At 65.2% G+C, this 26,234-nt stretch carries 25 protein-coding genes and 1 pseudogene; 5 read left to right on the top strand and 21 right to left on the bottom strand.

Annotation, left to right across the window (positions count from 1 at the left end; translation table 11 throughout):
- Positions 1-2: 2 nt before the first annotated feature.
- Both CR157_RS10725 and CR157_RS10730 read right to left on the bottom strand, forming a co-directional pair.
- Positions 3-878, bottom strand: coding sequence for an SAM-dependent methyltransferase (locus CR157_RS10725; protein ID WP_219999935.1), 876 nt, complete (start codon positions 876-878; stop codon positions 3-5).
- Positions 875-1,690, bottom strand: a complete 816-nt coding sequence (locus CR157_RS10730) for a glycine/sarcosine N-methyltransferase (protein ID WP_110283541.1) — start codon at positions 1,688-1,690, stop codon at positions 875-877. The genes CR157_RS10725 and CR157_RS10730 overlap by 4 nt, the downstream gene beginning before the upstream one ends.
- A gap of 437 nt (positions 1,691-2,127) precedes the next feature.
- Between CR157_RS10730 and CR157_RS10735 the strand changes: the two genes are divergently transcribed.
- Complete coding sequence (locus CR157_RS10735) at positions 2,128-2,991, top strand: WD40/YVTN/BNR-like repeat-containing protein (RefSeq protein ID WP_146218673.1); 864 nt, start codon at positions 2,128-2,130, stop codon at positions 2,989-2,991.
- Positions 2,992-3,318: 327 nt separating this feature from the next.
- Here the strand turns inward: CR157_RS10735 and CR157_RS10740 are convergent, their stop codons facing one another.
- The 10 genes from CR157_RS10740 to CR157_RS10780 form a co-directional block, all read right to left on the bottom strand.
- Positions 3,319-5,073, bottom strand: coding sequence for a PHA/PHB synthase family protein (locus tag CR157_RS10740; protein WP_110283543.1), 1,755 nt, complete (start codon positions 5,071-5,073; stop codon positions 3,319-3,321).
- Positions 5,073-6,110: a bifunctional enoyl-CoA hydratase/phosphate acetyltransferase gene (locus CR157_RS10745; protein WP_110283544.1), complete on the bottom strand. Its 1,038-nt coding sequence runs from the start codon at positions 6,108-6,110 to the stop codon at positions 5,073-5,075. The genes CR157_RS10740 and CR157_RS10745 overlap by 1 nt, the downstream gene beginning before the upstream one ends.
- A gap of 208 nt (positions 6,111-6,318) precedes the next feature.
- Positions 6,319-6,777 (bottom strand): ATPase, encoded by a 459-nt coding sequence (locus CR157_RS10750; RefSeq protein ID WP_110283545.1) that lies wholly within the window; start codon positions 6,775-6,777, stop codon positions 6,319-6,321.
- Positions 6,778-6,837: 60 nt separating this feature from the next.
- Entirely contained in the window at positions 6,838-8,640 is a 1,803-nt protein-coding gene (locus tag CR157_RS10755; protein WP_110283546.1) for a DUF3141 domain-containing protein, read from the bottom strand.
- Between the two features lie 19 nt (positions 8,641-8,659).
- Positions 8,660-8,836, bottom strand: coding sequence for a hypothetical protein (locus CR157_RS22595; RefSeq protein ID WP_181422034.1), 177 nt, complete (start codon positions 8,834-8,836; stop codon positions 8,660-8,662).
- A gap of 24 nt (positions 8,837-8,860) precedes the next feature.
- Positions 8,861-9,520, bottom strand: a complete 660-nt coding sequence (locus CR157_RS10760; RefSeq protein WP_110283547.1) for a methyltransferase family protein — start codon at positions 9,518-9,520, stop codon at positions 8,861-8,863.
- A complete protein-coding gene (locus tag CR157_RS10765; RefSeq protein WP_110283548.1) occupies positions 9,513-9,731 on the bottom strand; it encodes a DUF2933 domain-containing protein in 219 nt (72 codons plus the stop codon). The genes CR157_RS10760 and CR157_RS10765 overlap by 8 nt, the downstream gene beginning before the upstream one ends.
- A gap of 2 nt (positions 9,732-9,733) precedes the next feature.
- Entirely contained in the window at positions 9,734-12,175 is a 2,442-nt protein-coding gene (locus CR157_RS10770; protein ID WP_219999936.1) for a copper-transporting P-type ATPase, read from the bottom strand.
- A gap of 90 nt (positions 12,176-12,265) precedes the next feature.
- On the bottom strand, positions 12,266-12,520 hold the full coding sequence (locus CR157_RS10775; protein ID WP_110283549.1) for an SHOCT domain-containing protein: 255 nt from the start codon (positions 12,518-12,520) through the stop codon (positions 12,266-12,268).
- A 188-nt stretch (positions 12,521-12,708) separates the two neighbouring features.
- Positions 12,709-12,966: a methyltransferase family protein gene (locus tag CR157_RS10780; RefSeq protein WP_181422035.1), complete on the bottom strand. Its 258-nt coding sequence runs from the start codon at positions 12,964-12,966 to the stop codon at positions 12,709-12,711.
- 904 nt (positions 12,967-13,870) lie between these two features.
- Here CR157_RS10780 and CR157_RS23325 point away from each other — a divergent pair.
- A pseudogene (locus tag CR157_RS23325) lies at positions 13,871-13,990 on the top strand (prolipoprotein diacylglyceryl transferase family protein); the annotation flags it as partial.
- Between the two features lie 23 nt (positions 13,991-14,013).
- Here CR157_RS23325 and nqrF read toward each other — a convergent pair.
- The 3 genes from nqrF to CR157_RS10810 all read right to left on the bottom strand — a co-directional run bounded on the left by nqrF (position 14,014) and on the right by CR157_RS10810 (position 17,317).
- Complete coding sequence (nqrF, locus tag CR157_RS10800) at positions 14,014-15,237, bottom strand: NADH:ubiquinone reductase (Na(+)-transporting) subunit F (RefSeq protein WP_110283552.1); 1,224 nt, start codon at positions 15,235-15,237, stop codon at positions 14,014-14,016.
- A gap of 188 nt (positions 15,238-15,425) precedes the next feature.
- Positions 15,426-16,502, bottom strand: coding sequence for a YncE family protein (locus CR157_RS10805; RefSeq protein ID WP_110283553.1), 1,077 nt, complete (start codon positions 16,500-16,502; stop codon positions 15,426-15,428).
- A gap of 134 nt (positions 16,503-16,636) precedes the next feature.
- Positions 16,637-17,317, bottom strand: coding sequence for a hypothetical protein (locus CR157_RS10810; RefSeq protein ID WP_110283554.1), 681 nt, complete (start codon positions 17,315-17,317; stop codon positions 16,637-16,639).
- Between the two features lie 879 nt (positions 17,318-18,196).
- Between CR157_RS10810 and CR157_RS10820 the strand changes: the two genes are divergently transcribed.
- The gene (locus tag CR157_RS10820; RefSeq protein WP_110283556.1) at positions 18,197-18,589 is read left to right on the top strand and encodes a cation transporter; all 393 of its coding nucleotides are present in this window, start codon (positions 18,197-18,199) and stop codon (positions 18,587-18,589) included.
- Between the two features lie 201 nt (positions 18,590-18,790).
- Here the strand turns inward: CR157_RS10820 and CR157_RS10825 are convergent, their stop codons facing one another.
- Complete coding sequence (locus tag CR157_RS10825) at positions 18,791-19,249, bottom strand: ATPase (RefSeq protein ID WP_110283557.1); 459 nt, start codon at positions 19,247-19,249, stop codon at positions 18,791-18,793.
- Between the two features lie 387 nt (positions 19,250-19,636).
- Between CR157_RS10825 and CR157_RS10830 the strand changes: the two genes are divergently transcribed.
- Positions 19,637-20,689: a L,D-transpeptidase family protein gene (locus CR157_RS10830; protein WP_110283558.1), complete on the top strand. Its 1,053-nt coding sequence runs from the start codon at positions 19,637-19,639 to the stop codon at positions 20,687-20,689.
- A gap of 160 nt (positions 20,690-20,849) precedes the next feature.
- On the opposite strand, the gene CR157_RS10835 is transcribed toward CR157_RS10830, so the two are convergent.
- The 5 genes from CR157_RS10835 to CR157_RS10855 all read right to left on the bottom strand — a co-directional run bounded on the left by CR157_RS10835 (position 20,850) and on the right by CR157_RS10855 (position 25,558).
- Positions 20,850-21,914 (bottom strand): fatty acid desaturase, encoded by a 1,065-nt coding sequence (locus CR157_RS10835; RefSeq protein ID WP_219999937.1) that lies wholly within the window; start codon positions 21,912-21,914, stop codon positions 20,850-20,852.
- 50 nt (positions 21,915-21,964) lie between these two features.
- Complete coding sequence (locus CR157_RS10840; protein ID WP_110283560.1) at positions 21,965-22,615, bottom strand: response regulator transcription factor; 651 nt, start codon at positions 22,613-22,615, stop codon at positions 21,965-21,967.
- A gap of 31 nt (positions 22,616-22,646) precedes the next feature.
- Positions 22,647-24,218 carry a PAS domain-containing sensor histidine kinase gene (locus CR157_RS10845; protein ID WP_110283561.1) on the bottom strand — a complete coding sequence of 524 codons (1,572 nt, stop codon included), beginning with the start codon at positions 24,216-24,218 and terminating at the stop codon, positions 22,647-22,649.
- Positions 24,218-24,838, bottom strand: coding sequence for a 2OG-Fe(II) oxygenase (locus tag CR157_RS10850; RefSeq protein ID WP_258364137.1), 621 nt, complete (start codon positions 24,836-24,838; stop codon positions 24,218-24,220). Before CR157_RS10850 ends, CR157_RS10845 begins: the two co-directional genes overlap by 1 nt.
- Before the next feature lie 75 nt (positions 24,839-24,913).
- Entirely contained in the window at positions 24,914-25,558 is a 645-nt protein-coding gene (locus CR157_RS10855) for a CoA pyrophosphatase (protein WP_110283563.1), read from the bottom strand.
- 104 nt (positions 25,559-25,662) lie between these two features.
- Between CR157_RS10855 and CR157_RS10860 the strand changes: the two genes are divergently transcribed.
- Entirely contained in the window at positions 25,663-26,220 is a 558-nt protein-coding gene (locus CR157_RS10860; RefSeq protein WP_110283564.1) for an NUDIX hydrolase, read from the top strand.
- Positions 26,221-26,234 lie beyond the last annotated feature (14 nt).

Genomic DNA, 26,234 nt, shown 5'->3' on the forward strand with positions numbered 1-26,234 from the left:
TTTCAGATGGCCGCGCGGTTCGGCTTGCGAAACAGGAAGATGCCCCAGCGCAGGTGGCCGTTGCGCCCCCCCTCGACCCAGTGCTGGAGGCCCCGCTTCATGCGCTCGATGTAGTCGCGGCTGACCACCTGGGCGACCTCGTCCTCGTGCTCGGTGAGCACCTCGTGAATGCGCCCATAGTGGGTGGCGATCATCTCCGATGCGTCGTCGAAGGCCAGCTCCTCGAGGCCGAGTTCGGCCAGCGTTTCCCGGTAGAAGCCCGGCGAACCCAGCGTCTCCAGGTGAATGCGGGCCAGTATCGGCGCCAGCGCCTCGGACGGGCAGTCGTCGTCCTGCATGGGGTCGGTGAAGATGAAGTGCCCGCCGGGGCGCAGTACCCGTACCGCCTCCTCCAGCACCTTCCGACGGTCGCCACTGTGCAGGATGGCGTCCTGGGACCAGACCACGTCGAAGGCGTCGTCATCGAAGGGCAGGTCCTCGAAGCTGCCGTCGATGACCTCCACCAGGGCGTCCACGCCCTGTTCGCGGTTCTGCCGGCGACCGCGTTCGTTCTCTCGCTCGCTGAGGTTGAGCGCGGTGACCCGGCAGCCGAAGCGGTGCGCCAGGTAGCGCGCCGAGCCGCCGTAGCCGGCACCGATGTCCAGTACCCGGGTAGCGGCGTCCAGGCCCGGCAGGCGTGTCGCCATCTCGGCGATGGTGCGGCGGCTGGCGTCATAGACCGCCTCCCGGGGGTGGTGGTAGAGGCCCACGTGGATGTCCTCGCCCCCCCAGACCAGGGAGTAGAAGTTATCCGCGTCGTCACTGTTGTAGTACTCGCGGGCCGTCTCCACCGCGGGTGAATAGGTCCGGTATGCGACCTGATCCATGAGCTTGTTCATGAGATTGGCTCCCGATAACCTTTCTGTGCCACGTGAATGAAAAAGTCCGGCTCGGTATCCCGGTAGGTCTCCTGGAAGTCTCCGTAGGTGTCCACCTGCTGGAACCCGACCTCCTGCAGCAGGCGCCGGGTATACGCCTTGCGCAGCGGGTACATGTTCAGGTGGTAGGTGGAGTGGTCCGGAAAGGTGTAGCGGAAGCGGGTCAGGCCCTCGTCCACGTACTCCGGGCTGACGGAGACATGGGTGCCGCAGTAGTAGTAGGTGTGCTTGCCGGAATAGCCGACGTCGAGGATGGCGTCGTAGTTGCGCTGGTCGAGAATCAGCAGGCCGTCGTGCTTGAGGGTGGCGTAGAACTCGGCGAGCGCCTTGCGGCGATCGTGTTCCGAGAACAGGTGGGTGAAGGAGTTGCCCAGGCAGATGATGGCGTCGTAGTGGTCGTGGATATCGCGATTGAGCCAGCGCCAGTCTACCTGGACGGTGCGCAGGATATGGCCTCGTGCGCGCGCATTCTCGAACGCCTTGGCGAGCATCTCGGGGCTACCGTCGGAACTGACGACCTCGAAACCCGCCTCGATCAGCCGCACCGAATGAAAGCCGGTGCCGGTGGCCACGTCAAGCACGCTCCTGGCGCCGTGCTCACGCAGCATGTTGATGAAGAAGTTGCCCTCGCTCTGTGCCCGGCTCTCCCAATCGATGAGCTCGTCCCACTTGTTGACGAAGCCCTCGATGTACTCTCGCTGGTAGTGGCCTGTCTCCCGACAGGCGACGGGGTCGGGCCCAAAGTCCTGATATAGTGATAATGAGTGTTTCATGCAGCGCCCCCTTGCAGACAGGTAACCTCTGCCTAGCCCGCTTGTTGCTGCAGCACGGGCCATCCGTCCCTGCCATGCTCGTCGTGGCGTTCCGGGAGCCTGCCGGCCTTGACTCGACAGGCTCGTGGCCGGTGTCTGTCATTTCGGGTGACAACGAACGCGACGCACCCCGCTGCCGGGAACCGTTTCGACAGGGCAAGGCGATCACAGCGTTGTCGCAAAGAGAAAGATAGACGGCGTGAGCAGACAAGCAAGTGGTATCGAAATAGTGTTTGAGGTTTCTGCCGGCTTGCCGCCTCGCCGCTCGGCTCGGCGACTCTCCGATAGCCGGGCGAAGGTGTCGGGCGCTGTTCTGAAACGCCTGTCTTTCGCGAGCCTGGCGACTGGCTCTGTCACTGGCATATCATCGTTCATCGAAACACGACACGGATACGACCATGACTCCATTTCGCCTATATCCCCTGTTGATGCCCTTGCTGGCGCTGGCCCTGGTCGCCTGCCAGTCGGAGCCGGAGGGCATCACGCTCGACGCCCTGCGCCAGCAGACCCATATCCATGGGCTGGCCTTCGACCCCACCGACAGCGAACGGATCCTGCTGGCCACCCATCACGGCTTCCATGTGGTCGGCGCCGATGGCCTGGCACGCCAGGTCTCCCACGAGACCCATGACTTCATGGGCTTCACGCCGCACCCACAGGAGGCCGAGACGCTCTTCGCCAGCGGCCATCCGGCGCGTGGCGGCAATCTCGGTGTGCTGGTTTCCGGCGACGGTGGCCAGAGCTGGGAGCAGCGCTCGACGGGTGTCGACGGTCCGGTGGATTTCCACCAGCTGACCGTCAGCGCGGCCGACCCGGAGGTGCTGTACGGGGCCCATGCCCGACGGCTGCAGGTCAGTCGCGATGGAGGCCATACCTGGCAGGTGCAGGGCCCTGTGCCGGACGGACTGATCGGCCTGGCGGCATCCGGCCGTGATCCGGACCATCTCTATGCCGCGACCGAATCGGGGCTGTTCATGAGCCCGAATGGCGGGCAGCGCTGGCGCCAGCTGCACCCCGAGCGTCGCCCCGTCAGCCTGGTGGCGGCCGATGGCGAGGCGCTCTACGCCTTCATGCTCGGTGTCGGCCTGATCCGGGCCGAGGAGGCCACCCGCCAGTGGGAGGAGGTGAGCCGCGACTGGGGCGAGCGCTACCTGATCCACCTGGCGGTGGACCCCGAGGATCCTGCCCGTCTGGTGGCGGCGGATGACCAGGGCCGGTTGCTACTCAGCACCAACGGCGGCCAGGACTGGTCGACCCTGTAAGCCGGCTCGAGCTTGGAAGGCCGCGCTCGCGCCGGGGCCTGGCGAACCGGCCATTTCATCACCCACGAACTGTCGATCCGTGCCGCGGGCGCAGCACGGATCGTCTCGTCGCGCCGACAGCCGGTGGTTGGGACGCAACGGCAGGGACAGGCCAGGGGTGGAGCAGGGGCTTGACCTGCATCAACGCGGTCGGCGTCGTCCCTCGCCATACGGGGTTTATCGGCACGCCGTTGCCGCGTATCGCCGGACCCCATTGGCATGAAGGGCACAGCTTGATGAGGCCGTACGGACCGCAGGGGACCAATAGCAGCGGAGCCTGATTCACGCTCAGCGCTCCAGGACATAGCGGCCCGGTGCCGCATCCAGGGCCGGATAGCCTTCGATTGCTCCCGGCTCCCGGGCAGGTACGCGCTCGGTGCTGTGACCTTCCAGCCAGCCCTGCCAGCAGGGCCACCAGGAGCCGTCATGATGCGCCGCCTCGGCCTGCCAGCCGTCGGGGTCCACGAAGGGGTCGTCGCGGCGGATGGTCGAGATCTGGTGGAAGCGGCGGGAATCACCGGGCGGGTTGACGATGCCGGCGTTGTGCCCGCCGCTGGAGAGCACGAAGGTGACGTCCGCCGGCGTCAGCCACTGGACCTTGTAGACCGAGCGCCAGGGGGCGACGTGATCCTTGAGTGTACTGACGGCGAACACGGGGATGTGGATATCGGTCAGGGACACGGGCCGTCCGTCCACCCGGTAGCGCCCGCCGGCGAGGTCGTTGTCGAGGAACAGCCAGCGCAGGTACTCGCTGTGCATGCGCGCCGGCATGCGCGTGCCGTCCGCGTTCCAGGCCATCAGGTCGAACATCGGCGGACGCTCGCCGGCCAGGTAGCTACGCACCATCCTCGACCAGATCAGGTCCTGGGAGCGCAGCAGCTGGAAGGCGCCGGCCATCTGGCGGGTATCCAGGTAGCCCCTGACGGCCATGAGATCCTCGAGGAAACGCACCTGATCCTCGTCGATGAACAGCATCAGTTCGCCGGCCTCGCTGAAATCGGTCTGCGCGGCGAGCAGCGTGAGGCTGGCGAGGCGTTTGTCGCCGTCTCGCCCCATGGCGGCCGCGGCGATGGACAACAGGGTGCCGCCCAGGCAGTAGCCGACCCCGTGGATATGCTGTTCCGGACAGCTGGCCGTCACGGTGTCGAGGGCCGCCATGACGCCCAATCGCCGATAGTCGGCCATGCCCAGGTCCCGCTCCTCGCTGCCCGGGTTCTTCCACGAGATCATGAAGACGGTGTGGCCCCTTTCCACCAGGTAGCGGACCAGGGAGTTCCCCGGGGAGAGGTCGAGGATGTAGTACTTCATGATCCACGCCGGCACGATCAGCACCGGCTCGGCATGGACCTCCTGGGTGGTGGGCGCGTACTGGATCAGTTCGATGAGTCGGTTGCGATAGACCACCTTGCCCGGCGTCACCGCCACGTCCCGGCCGACTCGATACGCCTCGACCCCCACTGGCCCCTCGCCGGCCTGCCGGCGCCGCCAGTCCTCCAGCAGATTGCCGGCACCACGGGCCAGGTTGGCGCCACCCTCGCGCCGCGTCTGCTCCAGCAATTCAGGGCTGGTGACCAGGAAGTTCGACGGCGACCAGACGTCGAGCATTTGCCGAGCACCGAAGTTCACCATCGCCTCATGATGGCGCGAGACGCCCGGTACACCGGTGGTGGCCGCATGCCACCACTGCTGCTGCAGCAGGAAGCCCTGGTAGAGCACGTTGAAGGGCCAGCGCTGCCAGGCCTCGCCACGGAACCGCTTGTCCTGGGGCAGCGGCTCGATGCAGGGCTCGCACGGCGCCCGGCAAGCTCGCTCGCAGTAGCTGCCGAAACGCTGCCACTTGCGCAGGGCCTTGCCGACAAGCTCGGCCTGCTTGTCGGGCGACGCGGCCAGATGTTGCGCCCAGTCCCACCAGGCCTGCTGGACGGCGGTCGGCGACAGCCCACCCGTGAACAGACTCATCATGGCGTGCAGGCGCTGGTCGGTGGTTGTCGCCGGTGGGCTCGCTGCCGGCACATCGATGGTGGTTCGGGTCGTGGTGTCCATCAGCGCACCTCCGTGGGGCAGCAGGCCGACTCGGGTTGCGGGGAACAGCAGAAGGTGGATTCCGCTTCGCCAGGGGAGGGCACGGGCAGGCGGATCCCCGCTCGGTACATCAACGCCGCCACGGCCAGTCCGGCCAGGCGCGCCTCGGGAGGGTCGGCCCGGGAGCTCAGTACCACCGGCACCGTCAGCCCCATGACCACCCCGGCCGCCGTGGCGCCGGCATGGTACTCGAGGTTCTTGGCCAACACGTTGCCGGACACCAGATCCGGCATGAGCAGGATGTCGGCTTTCCCCGCCACCGGGGAATCGATGCCCTTTTCGCGGGCCGCACGCTCCGAGATGGCGTTGTCGAAGGCCAGCGGCCCATCGACCTCGGCGCCGGCAATCTGGCCGCGGCGGGCCATCAACGTTAGGCAGGCCGCATCCAGGGTGGAGACGATGGCCGGATTGACCGTTTCCACGGCGGAAATGACCGCGGCACGTGGCCGCTCGAGCCCGATCATGTGCATCAGCTCGATGGCGTTGTGCAGGATCTGCGCCTTGGCGTCGAGATCCGGCGCGATGTTCACGGCCGCATCGGTAACGGCCAGCAGGCGTGGGTAGTCGGGCACGTCCACCAGAAAGACGTGGCTCACTCGCCGGCCGGGCTGTCGCAGGCCATTGCCCAGCAGGGCATGCATGAAGGTATCGGTGTGGAGGTGCCCTTTCATCAGCGCCTCCGCGCGTCCGGCCTGCACGAGCTCCACCCCGATGCGGGCGGCCTCCACATCCGAATCGGCCTCGATCATCGCTTGCGGATCGAGGTCCCAGCCGATCGCAGCGGCGGCCCCGACGATCTCGGCGGCCCCGACGATCTCGGCGGCGCGGCCGATGAGCACCGGCTCGGCGATGCCCATGCCCGCCGCCTCGCGAAGCGTCTCCAGCACCGCGGCCTGGGCCGAGTTGACGACGGCGACGCGGATCGGGTCACCGCCACGGGCCTGCTGCACCAGGTCATCGAGCGTCGCAAGGGCCACTGGCGTCGCCGTCTTGGTCATGTCATCTCCTGTTGTTGGTTGGTCAGAGTGCGCTGCACGTGCCGGGCGATCATCCGCTCTTCATCGGTGGCCACGGCCTCCACTTCGACTGCCCTTGTGCCGTCGACACCTGGAGCCGGCCTTGTGGCGTGCCGATCCCGCTGGCCGTTCCCCATACCATACGATCGAGGTCCTCCTTCTCCGGGGGCGGAAGATGGTCCCGGTTCATCTAGAGGTCTCGGGCTCGGTTGATCTGATGGGTCAGGCGCATCGCCTCGTGTTCCTCCAGCTTCAAGAGCTCGCGAACGAGCTCACGGGTCTCGGGGATCTCGGCGCGTCCTTCCAGGTAGCGGTACAGCTCGAGGACCTGATCATGCAGCGCAAAGATTGCCTGGCAGATGTCATCGAAGCTCATCTCGGCATAGGGTGAATGACACACCTGGTGCGGGGCGATGGGGGCATGTGACAGGTAATCGTAGACCCAGGTGTGCAGGGCCTTCGGGTCGGCCTGCTTCTCGAAGCCGGCCACGGCCTGTTCCAGGATCGCCTCGTGATCCGCAAGATACTCCAGTAACCACTTGGCGCGGGCTTCCTCCTGCCGGGTGGCACAGTGCTTCAGGCACTCTGCCAGATAGGCATGCAGCTGCCGGGTCCACTCGATCAGGTCTTGAAAGGTCTCGATCTTCATCCGATGTTCTCCTTTGATGGGCTACTTGCTCTGCAGGATTTGCTGTGAACCGGCTCGGCCTCAGCTCTGCCTCTTGTCCTCACTCGGCAGCCCCCAGCCGTAGAGGCTGCGAAACCCTATCTCGTACAGGCTGTCGCGCGTGGTGCCGGCAAGGCTCAGTGCCGAGGCAATCGACTCGCTCACGAGGGCTTCCCACTGCCGAAAGGGATTGTCGTCATCGAGCGGCTCCCGTGCGGGTTCTGTCACGTCTGCCAGCCACTTCACGCCGGTCATCCAGGGGGCGAAGCGTTCCGAGAACATCAGCCGGCTGGTACGTGCGGGATGCAGCTGGCGCAGCGTCTCCGCCAGCCAGGGATTGACGGCCAGGCGAACCCAGGGACCGATGAAGGTCTCGTAGAGGGCCACGTTGTGCTCGGAGAGGGCGCGCACCCGGTCGAATGCCGGGGCCTGGTCGGGATACTCCAGGTCCTCCACGCGGCGCTCCTCGAAGCGCACCTGGAACTGGGGCTTGTGGCAGTCGGGGTCGCCGGTGGGGTTGTCGATGCGCATCTCGTAGAGGCCGGGCGCCAGGTCGTTCAGTTCGCCGACATTCTCGAGGATCGCCCGGTGCTCGAGGCGCGCGACCCTGGAGGACACGAAGATGCCCAGGTGGCCCACATGGGTATTGAGCAGGTAGACGATGTGCTGGTCGGCGGCCTTGAGCGCCTCTGTGCTCGGGTAGACCGCGGGGATCCAGTTGAGCGCTTGATGGGGCGGGGTGATGTTGTCACCGCTGGAGGCGAAGATCACCAGTGGATTGCGGATACGCCGGAGATCGACGGTGCAGCCCGGACAGACCTGCAGCTCCCCGCGTTCGAGCTGGTTGCCGACGAAGAGGTTCTCGACGATGGCGGTGATCTCTTCCTTGCTCAGTGCGTAGAAGCCCGTCCACCAGCGCTCGAAGTCGAGGAAGCGTTCGCGCTGGCCGTCGATGTCGGCGAACAGCTGGTAGTCCTTCTGCCACAGGGTATTGGCCGGTTTGAGCGATTCGAAGTTGGCGGCCAGGTGGGCGCCATCGAAGCGGCCATCGCCCAGGTCCGCCAACAGGTGCGTCATCCAGGCGCCGCCCAGCAGTCCGCCGGCCAGCCGCATGGGATTGACGCCGGATTCACCCGCCCAGTAGGAGAGAGGCGAGCCGTTGAGCACTGCCGGCCCCACCAGGCCCTCGCAGTCGGCGGAGAGCAGCGTAATAGCCCAGCCCGCCTGGCAGTTGCCGTAGAGCACCGGCGGCATGCCGGGGTGGCGCTCGGCCACCGTCTCGACGAAGCGGCGCAGGACGTGCAGCACGTCGTCCAGGGTCTGGCCGGGCAAGGGTTCCGGGAAGAAGATCACGAAGTAGACCGGGTGGCCCTCGTGGAGGGCCATGCCCACCTCGGAGTCACGCTTGAAGCCGCCGATGCCCGGGCCGTGGCCGGCGCGCGGATCGACGATGACCACCGGCGGCTTGCTGGCGTCGAGGCAGTCCTCCAGGCAGTCATCGCCCACCCGCGTGATTCTCAGCAGGGCATAGTTGGCGGGGTGCGCCAGTAGACAGCCGTCGAGGATCGTCTCGTAGTCGAAGTCGAGCAGCGGTGGCTTGCCGGCCCGCTCGTGCTCGAGCATGTTGTTGGCGCGCTCACGCAGGGTGTCCAGGTAGCGCACGCCGCGTTGCCACAGGTCGAGCTGATAGGTGAGCAGCTCCGCTGCTGGGTGGCTCGGGGCGGTGACCGGTTGGGGCTCGGGAGCGCTCACCGGGTCGGTGGCCTCTTGTGGGGCAGTAGATGGGCGCTTGCTCGGGGCGTGGCGAGTCGAGGGAACCTTGGCAGTCGATGTCTTGGCGGTCATGGAGCATTACCTCTTGTGGTCAGGATGTCGTTGATTCGGGATCGACGCCAGTCTCGATCCGGGGATCGGACAGGAAGCGGTACGGCGGGATTTCCAGAATGGTGGGCGCCAGCACCGTCCCGACACCGCCGACCACCACCGTCCCGACACCGCCGACCACCACCGTCGCACCGACGAGAAAGCGTCTGCGTTTCATGACTGCACCTCCCGGAGATGGTCCTTACAGGCGCCAGCCACCTGAACCCGGTGCCCGAAGGCGCGGGATGAAGCGTGGCGTGCGGGCCGCGTAGGTCTGCCATTTGTCGCCGAACTGGCGCGCTACCTCGCGCTCTTCGTGGATCGCCAGGCGGGAGTACATCCACACCAATACCGGGAACATGGCCAGGGTCAGCAGGGTGGGCCACTGCAGCAGGAAACCGGCCATCACCAGCACGAAGCCGGCATACTGGGGATGCCGGACATGAGCGTAGAGTCCGGTGGTAGCCAGCTCTCCCCGCCGCTGGGCGGCATAGAGCACCCGCCAACCGGCGGCGATGAGCCAGAAACCCGCGGCGATGAACACCATGCTCAGCAGATGGAACGGCCCGAAGTGCGGGTTGGCCTGCCAGCCGAACAGCATCTCCAGCAGATGCCCCGCATCGTGGCTGAACCAGTCCACTTCCGGGTAGCGCGACTGCAGCCAGCCGGAGATGAAGTAGAGGGTCAGCGGGAAGCCGTACATCTCCGTGAACAGCGCCACCAGGAAGGCGCTGAAGGCCCCGAGCGAGCGCCAGTCGCGGCGCGTCTGCGGCTTGAAGAAGCTGAACGCGAAGAAGATGAAGATGGCCGAGTTGAGAATGACCAGGCCCCACAGGCCGTAGGCCGGGGCATCGCTACTCATCGCGTCCTCCCTTGTGGTCACCATGCCCGCCGTGCATGAACACATGCATGAGCGGACAGGCGAGCAAGATCAGCCAGGGCAGGGCACCCAGCAGGTGCACCTTGTGCTCCTCCCAGAGCAGGAAGCCCATCACCGCCAGGGCGATCGCCACCATGAGCCAGAACCTTCCCTTGCTCGGCCGTCGGTCCAGCCAGCGGTTGCTGTCGGCCATGATCAGATCCTCACCCGGCGCAGGCGCAGTGAATTCATCACCACCGACAGCGAAGACGCGCTCATCGCGAAGGCGGCGAACATCGGCCCGATCAGGATGCCGAGGAACGGATAGAGGATCCCGGCGGCGATCGGTACCCCGGCCCCGTTGTAGACCAGGGCGAAGAACAGGTTCTGCTTGATGTTGCGCATGGTGGCCAGCGAAAGCTTGCGGGCACGGACGATGCCGTCGAGGTTGCCCTTGACAAGCGTGAAACCGGCGCTTTCGATTGCCACGTCGGCCCCGGTGCCCATGGCGATGCCGACATCCGCCTGGGCCAGGGCGGGGGCGTCGTTCACCCCGTCGCCGGCCATGGCCACCTTGCGGCCTTGTTCCTGCAATTCACGGATGATGCGGGCCTTGTCCTCGGGCAGCACGTCGGCGCGGATCTCGTCGATGCCCAGCCGGCCGGCGACGGCACGGGCGGTACGCTCGTTGTCGCCGGTGGCCATGATGATGCGAAATCCCAGCCGGTGCAGGGCCTTCAGGGCCTCGGGTGTGGTGTCCTTCACCGGGTCGGCCACGCTGACCAGGCCGGCGATCTGGCCGTCGAGGACGACGAACATCACCGTTTCGCCCTCATCGCGGCGGGCGTTCGCGGTCTCGGCGATCCGGCCGCCGTCGAGGCCCAGCTCGGCCATCAGCTTGGCGTTGCCGAGGGCCACCGACTTGCCGTCCACGACCCCCTTGACGCCCATGCCGGTCACGGCCTCGAAATCGGTGGCATCGGCGAGGGATACGTCGCGCTCCTCGGCGCCGGTGACGATGGCCTCGGCCAGCGGGTGCTCGGAGCCTTTCTCGAGGCTGGCCGCCAGGCGCAACACCTCGGCCTCGTCATGCCCCGCCTCCGGTAGCACCGCCACCAGCTTCGGTTTGCCCTCCGTCAGCGTGCCGGTCTTGTCGACCATCAGCGTATCGACCTTGGCGAAACGCTCCAGGGCCTCGGCGTTTTTGATCAGGACTCCCAACTGGGCGCCGCGCCCGGTGGCCGTCATGATCGACATCGGCGTGGCCAGGCCCAGTGCACAGGGGCAGGCGATGATCAGCACCGCCACCGCCGAGACCAGCGCGTAGGACAGCGCCGGCGCCGGTCCCCAGATCGCCCAGGCGATGAAGGAGAGAATGGCGACGCCGATCACGGCGGGGACGAACGTGCCCGCCACCTTGTCGGCGAATTTCTGGATCGGCGCTCTTGAGCGCTGGGCGGCGGCCACCATCTCGACGATCTGGCTGAGCATGGTGTCGGCGCCGACACGGGTGGCTTCCATGACCAGGCTGCCCGTGCCGTTGATCGTGGCCCCCGTGACCTTGTCACCTGCGACCTTTTCCACCGGGACCGGCTCGCCCGAGATCATCGACTCGTCGATCGAGGAGCGCCCCTCGACGACCACGCCGTCTACCGGCACCTTGTCTCCGGGCCGCACGCGCAGGTGATCGCCCACCTGCACGTCTTCCAGCGCCACCTCCTCTTCGCTGCCGTCGGGCCGGATCAGCCGAGCGGTCTTGGCGGCCATGTCGAGCAGTGCCCGGATCGCCTTGCCGGTGCCCTCGCGGGCGCGCAATTCCATCACCTGGCCCAGCAGGACCAGGGTCACGATCACCGCCGCGGCCTCGAAATAGACCCCGACGGTACCGTCGTCCCGGCGGAAACCGTCGGGGAAAATGCCGGGCGCCAGCACCGCGACGATCGAGAAGAGATAGGCCGCGCCGACGCCCATGCCGATCAGGCTGAACATGTTGAGGTTCAGGGTGCGGAAGGAGTTAACGCCGCGCACGAAGAACGGCCAGCCCGACCACAGGATCACCGGCGTACTGAGCACCAGCTCGATCCACATCGCGCTTCGCTCGCCGAAGAAGTCGCGAATGGCCGCGAGGCCCAGGTAAGGGCTCATTGTCAGTATCAGGACCGGAAGCGTGAGCACGGCCGCGACCCAGAAACGTCGGGTAAAGTCGACCAGCTCGGGATTCGGCCCTTCATCGCCGACCGCCGCCGATTCCAGCTCCAACCCCATACCGCACAGTGGGCAGGCACCGGGAGTGATCTGTCGCACTTCGGGATGCATGGGGCAGGTGTAGACGGCGCCGGTATGTCCGGCCGGCACCTTGTCGTACTTGCCGCCACGCACCGGTTCGCTTCCCGCATGGTCGGTGGCATCTCCGTGGCACTGGGCATGCTTGCCATGATCGGAAGGCGCCTGAGCGTCGTCGCTTCCCACGGGCACGAGGTACATGCCGCACTTCGGGCAGTCACCCGGCTGGTCGGAGACGACCTCGGGATGCATCGGGCAGGTGTATTGGGAAGCCGAAGCCTTGTGATCGGTGCCTTTCATGGCGCCGGCATCTGTGCCTTCCTTCAGCCTACCGTGATGCGAGTGCTCGCGTCGCTTGATGTGCTGCTGAGTCATGAAGCCGTCTCCATTACCTTCGTTGGCTGGTGGTATCTCAGGGTCTTCCTTCCCGCGAGTGAGAGACGCCATGGTGCCTGTGCAGCGTCGTCAATGCCGCAGATCGCGCCTGCGTTGCTCGTATTCCTGCTGGTCGATCTCGCCGCGGGCGTAACGTTCTTGCAGAATGTCCAGTGCCGTTGGCCGCTGTTGAGAAATGGCCTCGCCCCGGCCTCGGGTCAGGCCACGCACCAGGAGAACGGCCAAGGCAATGACGGCGCCCCAGAACAACACCATCATGAGCCCGCCGAAGAGCATATGTCCCCAGCCGTAACTCCCCATATACGCCATCATGTCGCCCCACATGGTCGGATCTCCTTTCATGTTGAATTGAATTATCCTGCCCTGATGACAGGGTAAAACCTGCGGGTAACCCAAGGGTCAAGATAAGATAGAGCTGAAAGCATGCGGCTCGTGATCCCGGTCAACTTTCGGCATCTTCGGTGGAATGGAATCAACGCCGCACGCTTGCGTTGATGTGTGAATCCAGGATGTTAGCGGACCCCCGGCTCATCGTGCGTATTGCGTGAAGTATCCGCTAGCTTCCGCCACTGCCCCCAGCGAGGAATAAACATCGGTACTCGCCGCTGATAGGCGCGATAGGCGTCACCGAACCGGGCCAGCATCTGCTGTTCCTCGCGGTGGGCCAGCCAAGCATAGGCAAGCACGACCACCGGAAACAGGCCGACCGAGAATAGCGTCGGCCAATTGTTGATCCTTTGGGCTATCGTCGTCGTGCTTGGTCCTGCCATGGCGGTGCCCCATGACGTGGGCTCCACAGCCAAAGCGCATCATCAGAAAGAGGATCGCTGCCCAAAGCAGGAAGTAAAACAGTGCGTTCATAAATGCCTCATCGTGACTTCCGCTAAGTCGTGCCCCACACCGAGCCCGCGGGCGTGCTTGCGAATGTTCATGTTTTTCTCTTGGCGGGGCACGGGTTCCTCCCGCGCGTCGACGTCTGGAATCGTGCGGGGCTAGGGGAACGGGGATGACTTAGACCCTGTAGCGTTGAGTCAAAAGGTAGACTGCAACCGGCGATGGGGCGGGAAGGGCACTTGGCGTGCCGCAGGCGGTGACAAGCCGAGGTGCCATGACGGGAATCGCCATGGCTAAGGGAAGGGGCTCGAACTCCAGGTCCTCGCGCTCCATGCGTAACAGAGCGCTGCCGGCATGGCGAGTGCCATGGCCATGGTGGCAGTGCGGCCGAGGGGGGGCCGTGTGGATGCGTTCGGCGTTCGAGTGCGTGTCCGAGTGAAGCTCGATGCCAACCTGGCCAGACGCGGTGGAGGAGGGCACATCCGCCTTCGTGGCGGCAATGAAGAGCAGCAGCACCATGCCCAGCAGGATGACCATCCCAAGGCGAGGCCACGCGGAGGCAGGCCGCGTGGAATGCTTGGGAAAGGGGGCATGCCTAGCCATGCGGCAGGGCTCCTGTGGAAGGATGTACCCCTCACCATAGCCCAGAATCGGACCATGACCATTGACCCATATCAAGTCAATGCTGCGCTGAAAACCTCGGTGTGGCTCTGAGGTTGCCCGCGGCGAAGCGAAATACTCCTGCCGAGATATATGCTTTTCCGGAAAAAGGCGGCGCCGATGCCCCGTCTTGTCATGGCCTGGCTGCTGGGTATCGGCCTGTGCCGTCTACAGGTCGAAGCCCGACTGTTTGCCCGCAAGAAGCGCCTCGGTTTCTTCCTGCTGACCGACTTCACAGCCTCCCGTTCGCCGATCGTTCCGGGAGCTGGTCGCCTCGGCAACTTCATCAATCATGAACTGCAGGTCGGGGCCAGCACGCATGTTTAGCCGAATTTATCAAATAGTATGTTCTCCGGTTCTACGCCCAGGTCTGTCAACATCAGCACGCAGGCATCGATCATTGCTGGCGGTCCACACAGGTAGTACTCAATATCCTCAGGGGCAGGGTGATTTGCCAGATACCGTTCCCGGACTACCTCATGGATGAAGCCGCGTGCCCCTTGCCAGTTATCTGCCGGCTGTGGGTCAGAAAGGGCTAAAATCCACTGGAAATTCACATGCTCGGCAGCCAGGCGGTCAAAATCCTCTACGTAGAAGGCTTCCTGAAGGCTTCTGGCACCGTACCAGAAACTGATCCGTCTACTGGTATGCAAACGCTCAAGCTGATCGAAGATATGAGAGCGCATAGGGGCCATCCCTGCTCCACCACCAATAAACACCATCTCGGCATCGCTTTCGCGGGCAAAAAACTCACCGTACGGGCCACTTACAGTCATGGAGTCGCCAGCCTTGAGACTGAACAAATAGGAAGAAACGGTCCCCGGCGGTGCTTTCGGATGTGAAGGCGGTGGGAGCTCGATGCGCACATTGAGAATCAAGATGCCTTTTTCCAAAGGATAATTTGCCAAGGAGTAAGCCCGCTCTGTGCCTTCTTTCACGTGAGAGGAGTATTGCCACAGGTCAAGTTTATTCCACGGTTCCTGAAATCGCGGATCAATGTCAAAATCTGCGTAGTGAAGCTTGTGGGGCGGACACTGTACGATGACGTAGCCACCTGCGCGGAAGGGAAGCGATTCGCCATCAGAAAGTTCCAGAACCACTTCCTTGATAAAAGTGGCCACGCTACGGCTGGAGAGAACCCGGCATTTCCACTGTCGAACGCTGAAGTATTCAGCTGGCAACTCGACGGCCATGTCCGACTTGACCTTGACTTGACAAGCCAGTCGGATCCCCTTGCGTCTTTCGGCCAGCGTTACCAAGGACAACTCGCTCGGCAGGGGAGAGCCAGCGCCCTTGCGTATGCAGACTTTGCAAGTTCCGCAGATACCCCGTCCACCGCAGCTCGCTGGAAGGTATATTTCTTGATTTGCCAAGGTATCCAGTAGCGTTCTTCCTGGCTCGATGACCAAGGGGTGAGAGGTGTCACCGTTGAGAAACAGGTTTATCTGACCAGTAGCGACCATCCACTTCCTGGCGACGAGTAACGCTGCAACCAACAGCATCACAACACCTGTGAACGTTACGATGCCGGCTAGAATCTCGGTCACGTCCTCTCTCCAAGAATTGCTAAGGATGAGTGAATGATATTTCACTTTTCAAGGAGGATATCTGCTTTTCCTGGAGCGTGAACTATCTACCAGTTGCATGGTCACCTCCTGTCACATGCTTCCCTTTGGTGAGCCTTCGCCCTACAGCCCCCCGGGAATGGGCGATTTGATAATCGCCTGTTGCTGGTTCACCTAGAACCCGAAGGCTCGAGAGATATCTGGTGACCGATGCCTCCCAGTTCCACGGTCTGCAACACCTCGAGGGAATCCGGGTCGACGATCCACAGGTGGGGTTCTACGCGGCTGGTGACCAGAACTCGGCCATCGGTGGGCGCCACGGCGAGATGGTAAGGGGCCGGAGACAGCTCGGCGCTATGTCGTGTGCCGTCCTTGAGGGAGATCCTGACGATGCGATTATCGCCTTGACTCGTTGCATAGAGCCTCTGGCCATCCGGACTCAGGTCGATGCCGTGAGGCGCCGTGCCGATCTCATATTCTTCTGCCACACTCCCGGTCGGGAGATTCAGCGCCAGGGTTCTCCCTCCGGTATTATCGTTGACGTACAGGCGGTCGCCGTCCTTCGAGAGGACCATGTGCTCCGGGCCGCCGCCGACGCGCATGTTGCGCCGCACGAACCAGTGCAGGGGGTCGACCTCGCTGATGGTGCCGTTACCCGCATTGCTGACCAGTATCGAGCCCTTGTCATGCTGAACCAGGTAGTTCGGGTTCGGCCCCGTGGGTACCGAGGCGATCACCTGGCCGCTTTCCAGCGACACCACGCTGATGCCTCCGCCGGTGGGATGGGTCGAGACGGCATGGCGTCCATCCTGCGTGACCAGCACATGATGCACGGGCCCTGGCACCTCCAGGGTCCTGATGATGCGGCTCGTGGCGGTGTCGGCGACGTAAAGCAGGCCGGTGCTCGCTTCCTCCATGGAAGCCGTGCTGGCATCGCCATGATGGGCCGCGTGCTCGTCTTCCGTCACGCCCTCGGGGCGCGCGATCTCGCTACCGGGTTGCTGAGGGGTGAGACTGCCAAGGATGAGCTGCTGACCGTCGGGAGTGAGCGCGGAGCCGTGTGTGTTGATCGTATCGGTCACGGTCGATATCACCTCCTGACGGCCCAGGTCGATGATATCCACGGCATCTGCGGTCCCCATCGGCACGAATGCTCGGTCGCTGGCCGCCATGGCGGCAGTCGAGGCTCCGAGGGCGACGCCGGCCATGAGACAAGCTAGCCACGGTCTCTGCAGAGAGTTCTTCATGAGAGGCATTTCCTAGGTGTTGAGGCCCCGGAGGGGCGTGGGCGACCGCCTGCGGGAGGTCGGGATGTCATGGAAGACGTCGATGAGACCGTCATCGACCACGGACCAGTCAACACATGGCTCATGATCCAGGGCTAGTGATCATCCGTGGTCTCCCCCTCGTGATGGCCACCGGACATGTGGTCGCCCATGGCCTCTCGCGCTTCGCCATGGGTGTGCTCGCGAGGGGCCTCGCCCGACTGGAGTTGATGGGGGTGGCGCATGTTCAGCGCCTCCGGAGGCTCGAGCGTGACCCGGATGAAGGGACTCCCCACCGCCTGATGACAGGCATTGCAGACCTGAACCGTCTGCTCCAGGGCCTGGCCGAACGCTTCCTGGTCACGATCCTCGATGAGTTCCGCGAGCTTGGTCAGTGGTCCCGACAGGTAGCTGTCGAGCAGAGCACCGTTCTGCGGATCGAAGCGCTTCACTCGGTCGGTGATCTGTCGCATCGTCAATAATTCGTGATTGGCCACGGCCCAGTCGCCGGCGTCTCCGGCTCGATGCATGACATGAAAGCGTTCGGCAAAATCCGGCATGATCATGGTCATGTCGGGCTGCAGAGCCTCCAGGCTCGTCTCGACCCTGGCCAGTTCCTCCTCGAGAGTGGCGACTCGCTGCTCGAGGGACTGTGGCTCGGAAGGCGCCGTCGATGATGTCGCACTCTCCGCCTGGGGAACGGAATCGTGATCGTCGTTCGCCACGGTGGTCGGGGGGACAACCAGCATCACCAGGAGCGTGGCCATCCTGAGCGGATGGCTCCGATCGTTCGTCATTGTCTTGTCCTCTCCGGTTGCGATGTCCAAGCACTGGCCCGTCGTATTTGCGGGCTACGAGCGTCTGCAGTGAGCCCAAGCGCGCGGATGTTCGGCCTACCATCGATCGCATCGCTGGTAGGGCTCGTCGGACCGGAGGCTCAGGGACGCAGGCGCTGCGTCAAGAGGAAGAGAGGAAGGGGGGCAGAACGGGCTGGACGAGACGGCTTGCCGGCTGCCGCCGTGATCAGGCGGGCGCAGGGGGCCGCGAAGCCGATGGCGGGACCACTATCGCCTTGGGGATCCTGGCGCTTGCCATGGGCCAGCCCCCAGGCTGACGAGACACGGCCTTCATCGTGCTGACAGTGATGGTCGTTCCACTCCAACAAAAAGGCCACGGTCGTGGCGGAGACGTCGTTCCGGCTGGCGCTGGCTTGCCCAGTCTGCTCCATGGCAGCCAGGGAGTGTCCGCTCAGCAGCAAGGCAACCACCACTACCAGCCCCACCAGCGCGGGCCTGACCCAATTCAGGGTCAGGAGAGGCGGAACACGGGGCGATGACGGTCGCTGAAACATGGAAGGTGATTCCTGGAGCAGTAACAAGATTCTATCCTCAACCATAGACCACTGGCATGACCTCCCGCTTGATCCCCGTCAATCCAGTGGCTTCGGCCCCTTCCCTCATTCCCATGCCATCCGATAAGGGCACAGATCCCATCGCCGATTTGAGGAAAGTGAGCGACGTGACCTGTGTCAAGGCAGGCATCGTTGACCGCCCTTATAGTGAAGGAACGTCCATGCGTTCCCGCGGAGACACTCACTTTCATGACCGCCATCCGGGGCCGTCGGGTGTCGAGGTGTTCCAGAATTGTATGGCCTGGTATCGAAGGGAGGAAGTGACATGAAGGATGAGCATCGCTTGGGGGTTTCCGAAGTGACCTGTGTCAGCAGGCATCTGAAGCTGGAACCCTGTGATCACGAGCAGCTTCAAGCGGCCATCGGCGAGATCGATGGGCTCTATGGCATCGACCGGGTGACGTTCGATGACAAGAAACACACCCTCGATCTCGCCTACGACGCCTCACGTCTTTGTCTCGACTGCATCGAGGAAATCCTGACGGAGCATGGTGTCAAGATCTGCCATGACTGGTGGACGCGTTTCAAGGAAGAGCATTACCGTTTCGTCGATCAGAACATCCAGGATAATGCCCGCCATGAGCCTTGGAGCTGTCATGGCAGGCCATCCGGGACTGGAGGGCGAACACTTCCTGCCAGGCATCGGCTTCGGCGTTGAGCCCGCAAAGGTGGGTCGCTGTCACCGTGTCTCACTGGCGCCTGAAAATAGCTGTATCCAGGGCCCCACAAAGGTTTCATAGAAGGTCACGTGGTGCGCAGACAGTGCACACACTCGCTCGAACGCCGGTGTCTGGTCCGCGTATACCAGTTCATCTGGCGACGTCCGAACCGTCGCCGAGCTGGAACGCTCATGAGTCATTCAGAGATCCCTGGAGCGGTTGGTCTGGTGGACCAGGCGCATCGCTTCATGCTCCTCCAGTTTCAGGAGCTCACCGATCAACGCGCGCGTCTCGGGAATCTCGGTACGGCCTTCGAGATAGCGGTAGAAACCGATGACCTGCTCGTGGAGGTCGAAGATCTCCTGACATATCTCGTCGAAGCTCATCTTTGCGTAGGGTGCGGTGCATGTCTTGTGCGGTTTGATGGGGGCATATGACTGGTAGTCGTAGAGCCAGGTGTTCAATGCCTTGGGATCGGCCTGCTTCTCGAAACCGGCCACGACTATTTCCAGCGCCGCTTCATGATCCGACAGATAGCCCAGCAGCCACTTGGCACGCTCTTCTTCATGCTGTGAAGCGCAATGTTTCAGGCACTGTGCCAGATGCTCATGTAACGCCCGTGTCCACTCGACCACGTCATGAAAGGTTGTAATGTTCATGATTCACTCTCGCTTTGTTGAACAAGGGGAAGGGACTCGAGCCGGCGCCATGCCCGGATCGAAGGGGGAGCGGAATTCGGCGCCGCCTCGTGACGCCTGCTGCTGCATGAGGCATGGGCCCTCGTGACGAGGCGATAGGTGTTTCAGCATAGCCCGCTGGCGCCGAACGAGACTTGATCCGCATCAAGACCCCCTGCGCTTGCGGTCTGCTGGTCGTGGCGGCGGTGCTGTGACCGCCGGCCGACCGGGTTCGGCGTAAGGCATGAGGGGCGTCTGTGACAAAACCCAACAGTGTTCCTGCTCATGATGGGCGCGCTCCCGGTACACTGGTGCATGATGATCGTGCCGAGGTTGCGAGGACCGCGGCAGCATGGAAGAGGCGAGAGTATGGCAATAGCGAGCTGTAACCCTGGTGTGTCGGGGCAAGCCCCGCGGTGGTTGAGGCGGACCCTGGGAGGGCTGCTGGTGGCCAGCGGCCTGCTTTTCTCGGCCGTGACCCTGGCCGAGGAAGCGCCCGAGTGGCCCAAGGGGCATTACCCGCTGCCCGATGATGGCGATGTGATCGGTGAGGTCTACACCGTCGAGACCCGCGAGGACGAGACGCTGCTCGACGTGGCCCGCGAGCACAACGTGGGCTACGAGGAGATCCGCCGGGCCAATCCCGATGTCAGCATCTGGGTGCCGGGCGAGGGCACCGAGGTGGTGATCCCGGCGCGTCGTATCCTGCCGCCGGTGGCGCGCGAGGGCATCGTGATCAACATCGCCGAGCTGCGGCTCTACTATTATCCCGAGGTGGGCGAAGGCGAGACGCCGCGGGTCGAAACCTACCCCATCGGCATCGGCCGCGAGGGCTACAACACCCCGCTGGGGGTGACCAAGACCACCATGCGCCTCGAGGATCCGGCCTGGTATCCGCCCAGCTCGATGCGCGAGGAGGCCGCCGAGCGTGGCGACCCGCCCCCCGAGGTGGTGCCCCCCGGCCCCGACAACCCCCTGGGCCGCCACGCCATCCTGCTCGACATCCCCGGCTACCTGATCCACGGCACCAACCAGCCCGATGGCATCGGCATGCGCGCCAGCCGCGGTTGCATCCGCATGTTCCCGGAGGACATCGAGTCGGTGTTCGATCGGGTCCCGGAGGGCACCCGGGTCAACATCATCGACCAGCCGATCAAGGCCGGCTGGGAGGGCGACACGCCCTATGTGCAGGTCTACCAGGCCCTCGAGGAGCAGGAGGAGGGCATGGCGGCGCTGCTCGAGACCCTGGCACTGCTGGAGCGCAACAGCAGCGAGGCCAGCGTGGCACTGAACTACGAACAGCTGCGCCAGCTGCTGGATCACCCCGACGGCCAGGTCGAGGCCCTGGAGCCGCCCCGCGAACCCGAGAAGGCGCCCGCCGCCGACAGCGGCAACGGCTTCCTCGACGAGGTCACGGTCTAGGAGCCTGTCGGACTTAACGCTGATCTGCTACGAAACCCGGGCTTTCGGCCAATTTCATTCGATCTGATTCGTTAAATAGCGCGCTATTCGCCTCATCAGATCGATAAACTTGTCTCGAAATCCGTGTTTCTCGCGACGATCGGTCAAATCCGACAGGCTCCTAGCGAGCCCGGTCGGTGGCCGCCCCGTGCGCCTCGGCAAAGGAGACCAGGCGACGCTGCTCCTCATCCCACAGCACAAGCCGCACCGACTCGAGGCTTTGCCGCGGGGTGAGGCGGCCGATATGGCGCAGTTCGGGATGGTCGCGCAGCACTTCGGGCAGCCGGTAGGAGGGGATGCGGCTGCAGAGATGATGGACATGGTGGATCCCGATATTGGCGGTGAACCAGCGCAGGGGGCCCGGCAGGTCATAGTGGGAACTGCCGTACAGCGCCGCCTCGTGGAACGTCCAGTCGTCGTCGTGCTCCCACAGGGTGTCCTCGAACTGGTGCTGGACATAGAACAGCCAGACGCCGATCGATGAGGCGAGAAGCGTGATGGGCAGTTGCACGAGCAGAAAGGGAATCACGCCGACCAGCCAGATCATGGTGGTGACGAGAAGCGCGAGCGCCGCGTTGGTGCTCATGGTGCTCAGCCAGGGCATCCAGCCCGCGCGCATGAAACCCACTGGCAGGCGATGGTCCAGGATGAACAGGTACGTCGGGCCGACACCGAACAGCACCAGCGGGTGCCGGTACAAGCGATAGAGGAACTGCTGCGTTCGCGGCAAGCCCCGGAACTCGCGCACGGTCAGGGTGTCGATGCCGCCGACGCGCGGGCGATCGAGATTGCCGGAGTTGGCATGATGGAGGACATGGCTGTGTCGCCAGAGATCGTAGGGCGTCAGGGTCAAGATGCCGATGGCTCGGCCGACCCAGTCATTGGCACGTCGGGAACGAAAGAATGACCCGTGGCTGCAGTCGTGCTGGATCATGAACAAGCGCACGAGAAACCCCGCGGCGGGCACGGCGAACAACAGGCCAAGCCAGTGGCCGGCGCTCAGGGTGCCCCACATCAGTATCCAGAGGGCGGCGAAGGGGACCACCGTGACCATGAGTTCCACGACGCTGCGCGCCAGGCGCGGCGTGCGGTACTCGCCCAGGGCGCGCTTCAATGCCCGTGGCTCGGCGGTGATGTCGGTAGTCGGCGCTTGAGGTTCCATGAGCTGTAGGTTGGCGTCTGGCACGCACGATGTCGGTACGGTACCGCACACTCCGGTGGAAGAACCGTCTCCACCTACCGCTGCCGAGGTTCCGTCGGTAGCGCCTCCACTAGCCCCAGCGCCACGCAGATCCTGACCAGTTCGGCCAGGTTGGCGGCCCCCAGCGCCTTCATGGCGCGCAGCCGGTAGACCTCCACGGTTTTGGCGCTGACGCCGAGGTGGTCGGCGATCTCGCGGCTGGTCATGCCCTCGGCCACGTGGACCAGGATCTGCTGCTCCTTGGGGCGCAGGGCAACGTAGCGCGCCTGGAGGGTCTCGAGCCGCGAGCGGGCCCGGCGCTTGCGCTGGTGCTCGGCCAGCGCCTGCTGCACGCAGTCGATCAGCTGCTGGTGGTTGAAGGGCTTCTCGATGAAGTCGAAGGCGCCGGCCTTGAGCGCCGCCACCGCCATGGGCACGTCGCCATGGCCGGTCATGAAGATCACCGGGGGGGTGTCGCCGCGCTCGTTGAGCCGCTGTTGTACCTGCAGGCCGGACAGGCCGGGCATGCGCACGTCGAGCAGGATGGCGTCGTGGGCCTCGGGGGCGGCGGCGAGGAAGGCCTCGCCGTCGCCGTAGGCACGGCTCGACAGGCCCACCGATTCCAGCAGCCAGGCCAGGGAGTCGCGCAGGGCCTCGTCGTCGTCGACCACGGCGATGCAGGGCGGGGGGCTGGCGGTCTCGGTCACGCGGGGCTCCGGGCAGTCAAGGAGGGGCGAGCTATGCCGGGGTCAGCGGCGCGGGCTCGGTGAGCAGTGTACCGGCAAAGGTGGCGCCGCCGGAACCGTCGTCCGGGGCCAGCGCCAGACGACCCCCCATGGCCTCCATCAGCGAGTGGCTGATGGCGAGCCCCATGCCCAGGCCGTCGGGGCGCGTGGAGTGGAAGGGGGTGAAGATGCGTTCGACGTCGTCCGGTGCAATGCCCGGGCCGCGATCGTCGACCGTGAAGGTGACCTCCCGGCGGCCGCTGTGCCGTGCCCGGATCTCCACCCGATCGGCGCCAGGGTGGTTGCGGCTCGCTTCCAGGGCGTTGAGCAGCAGGTTGACCAGCACCTGTTCGAGCGCCACCGGGTCGGCCTGTACCCGCGGCAGCGTCTCGGGCAGCTCGTGCTCGAGCGCGACGCCGGCCTGGTGGTACTGCCATTCGCAGAGCCGGCAGGCGGCGTCGACCACTTCGGCGAGCGCCACCGGGCGCGGGCGCGTCTGGCCCTTGCGCACGAAGGTGCGGATATGGCGCAGCCGCTCGGCCAGGCGCTGGATCTGGTCGCTGATGCGCGTCAGCGGCAGTTCCAGGTCACCGGCCGGCCGGCCGGGGGCGGCGCGCAGTTGCATCAGGGCGCCGCTGGCGTAGTTGGCGATGGCGCCCAGCGGCTGGTTGAGCTCGTGGGCGATGTTGGAGGCCAGCTCGCCGGTGGTCGCCAGGCGGTTGGCGTGGGCGATCTGCTCCTGGTGGTGGCGGGCCTGGGCCTCGGCGGCCTTGCGCAGGCCGATGTCGCGGTTGAGCAGCGAGAGGTGGTCGGGCTCGGCGCCGGGGCCGCGGTGGGCGAGCACCACGCTGAGGACCGGCACCGGCCCCCGCGGGCCGCGCATCTCCAGCTCGCCGCTCCAGGAACCGTAGCGGGCCACGGCAGGCAGCACGATCTCGCGCAGCACGCCCAGCGATGCCGGCGTATAGGCCTGCTCCAGGCAGGCGTCACCCCCCTCCCGGGACAGGGAAAGCAGCCGGCGGGCGGCCTCGTTGGAGTAGAAGAGTCGCTCCTGGCCGTCGACGAAGAGCACGTAGTCGGTGGTGGATTCCACTACCCGGGCGAGGCGCTCGCGGTTGGCCTCGGCGCGGATGCGCCGGCCCACGTCGCGGGAGACGCAGAGGATGTCGAGCAGCTCGCCGGTGGCCGGGTCGCGACGGGTGCGGCTGGTGGTCTCGAACCAGACGTAGTGGCCGTCCTTGGCACGGAAGCGGTAGGTCTGCTGGTAGAAGCCGTCGTGGTAGTAGACCCGCGGCGACTTGTTGAGCAGGTCGGCCAGGTCCGACGGGTGGAAGAGGTCGTAGGCGGAGACGCCGATCAGCTCCTCGGGCTCATAGCCGAGCAGGTCGCGGGCGGCACGCGAGGCGTAGAGGAAGGTACCGTCCCGGGCGTGGCGCGAGATCAGGTCGGTGGTGCTCTCCGCCAACCATTGGTAATGGCGTTTCTCCGCCTCGAGGGCCGCGTTGCGGGCCTCCAGCTCGGCACAGCGGGCCTCGAGCGAGGCCCGCTGCGACGGGCGCCGGCGGGTGTCGTCGTTGCCCGCCATCAGCGTGCCGGGTCCACCCGGCCGCCCAGCGAGGCGTTGCGCCGGAACCAGCCGGCGATGCTGGCCCGGGGCAGGCGGGTGGGCAGCACCTCGTGGGGAACGGTTTCGGAGAGGAAGCAGACGAAGGTGCCGGCCGCGGGGCGCGCCCGCGCCACCTCGCGCTCGGGGGCGAGGGCGTCGAAGATCACCATCTCGCCGCCGCCGTCGGCGGGCCAGTCGGGGTTGAGGTAGGCCACGGTGGAGATGACCCGGTTGGCGCGGCCGCGAAAGCTGTCGAGATGGCGCTGGTAGAAGGCGCCGGGCGGGTAGTGGGCGAAGTGGGCCTCGTACTCGAAGAGCCCCAGGAACAGCGCCCGGTTGAGCGCGTTCTGCAGCTCGCCCATGGCGTCGAGATAGCGGCGCTGGGCCAGGCTCTCGCGGTCGAGCCAACGGATGGCGTCGCCGCGGATGTCGCGGCGCAGGGTGTGCGCCTGGCCACGGCCGATGCCGGCGGCGTCCAGGGCGTCGAGGTCGGCCAGGAGCGTCAACTCGCGGTGGAGCTCGGCGCAGAGCTCGGGGGCGATGACAGCTTCGCCGAGGTACCAGCCCTGTTCCACCAGGGCGTCGACCAGGCGGGGCAAGGCGGCGGTGTCCAGGACGGGGTGTGTGAGTCGCGGAGTCAGTGGCGTGTCCCCAGGCGGCAGCGGAGATGGGTGTCAGGGCGCCCGGGCCAGGCCATCCCGGGCCCGCAGGAGTCGCTCGGGAAAATAGCACAGCCGACCGCCCGCTGGCTCGCGGTGGAGGCTGATCTCGCGGCCGAAGCCCTCGGCCAGCAGTTCCACCAGCATCATGGCCGAGAGCCCCCAGATCACCTGGCCGGCGACATGGTAGCTCGGCACGAAGTGCGGTCGACCGTTCACCGGGATCACGTCGGTGTGGTGGCGACGGTCCTCGAGGAACAGCGACAGCGGCACCTCGAAGATCGCATCCAGCTCGTTGAGGTCGGGCACGAGCGGCAGGTCCGGGGGAATCAGGCCGACGTAGGGGGTGACGCTGATGCCGTGCAGCGAGATGACGTCCGAGAGCCGGCCGAGCAGCTCGACCCGTTCGCGGGGCAGGGCGATCTCCTCGAGGGATTCGCGCAGCGCCGTGCTCAGCAGGTCCGGGTCCTGGGCCTCGCGCTTGCCGCCGGGAAAGGCCACCTGGCCACTGTGGGTGGTGAGGTGATCGGCGCGGCGGGTGAACAGCAGGGTCGGTTCGTGACGGTCGACGATCGGCATCAGGACCGCGGCCTGGGGCAAGTCGAGCGTCAGCCGCTGCGGCCGGTGTGCTTGCAGGCGTTCGCGAAGTTTCTCTAACATGGGGTTTCCATCGGGTTTGATCCCTTCTACCCGGCCGCCGTCGCCGGCGTCAAGCCCCGAGCCGGGCGGCTACCGGGCCGCTCGCCAGCCTGCCAGGGAGCACCATGAACTTCTGCAGCCACTGCGGCCATACCGTGCGCTTCGCCATTCCGGACGGGGATGACCGTCCGCGCTACCTGTGCGACGAGTGCGGCACCATCCATTACCAGAACCCCCGCATCGTCGCCGGTACCCTGCCGGTGAGTGGCTCGCGGGTGTTGCTGTGTCGCCGTGCCATCCCCCCGCGCCAGGGTTTCTGGACCCTGCCGGCCGGCTTCATGGAAAACGCCGAGACCACCGTCGAGGCCGCCGCCCGGGAGACCCTCGAGGAGGCCTGCGCCGAGGTCTGCATCCATGGCCTCTATACCCTGATCAACCTGCCGCACATCAACCAGGTCTACATGATCTTCCGGGCGGACCTGGCGGGCGGCTTCGGCGCCGGCCCGGAGAGCCTCGAGGTGGCGCTGTTCGAGGAGCACGAGATCCCCTGGGACGAACTCGCCTTTCCCACCATCGAGCGCACCCTGCGCCACTTCTATGCCGACCGCGGCGATGGGCATTTCCCGCTGCATATCAGCGATATCACCGCCGCGGACCGCGAGCGCTACTTCGGTTCCGCCTGACCGGGGCGGCAGCC

The organism is Halomonas sp. LBP4, from assembly GCF_003202205.1.
GTDB lineage: Bacteria > Pseudomonadota > Gammaproteobacteria > Pseudomonadales > Halomonadaceae > Halomonas > Halomonas flagellata.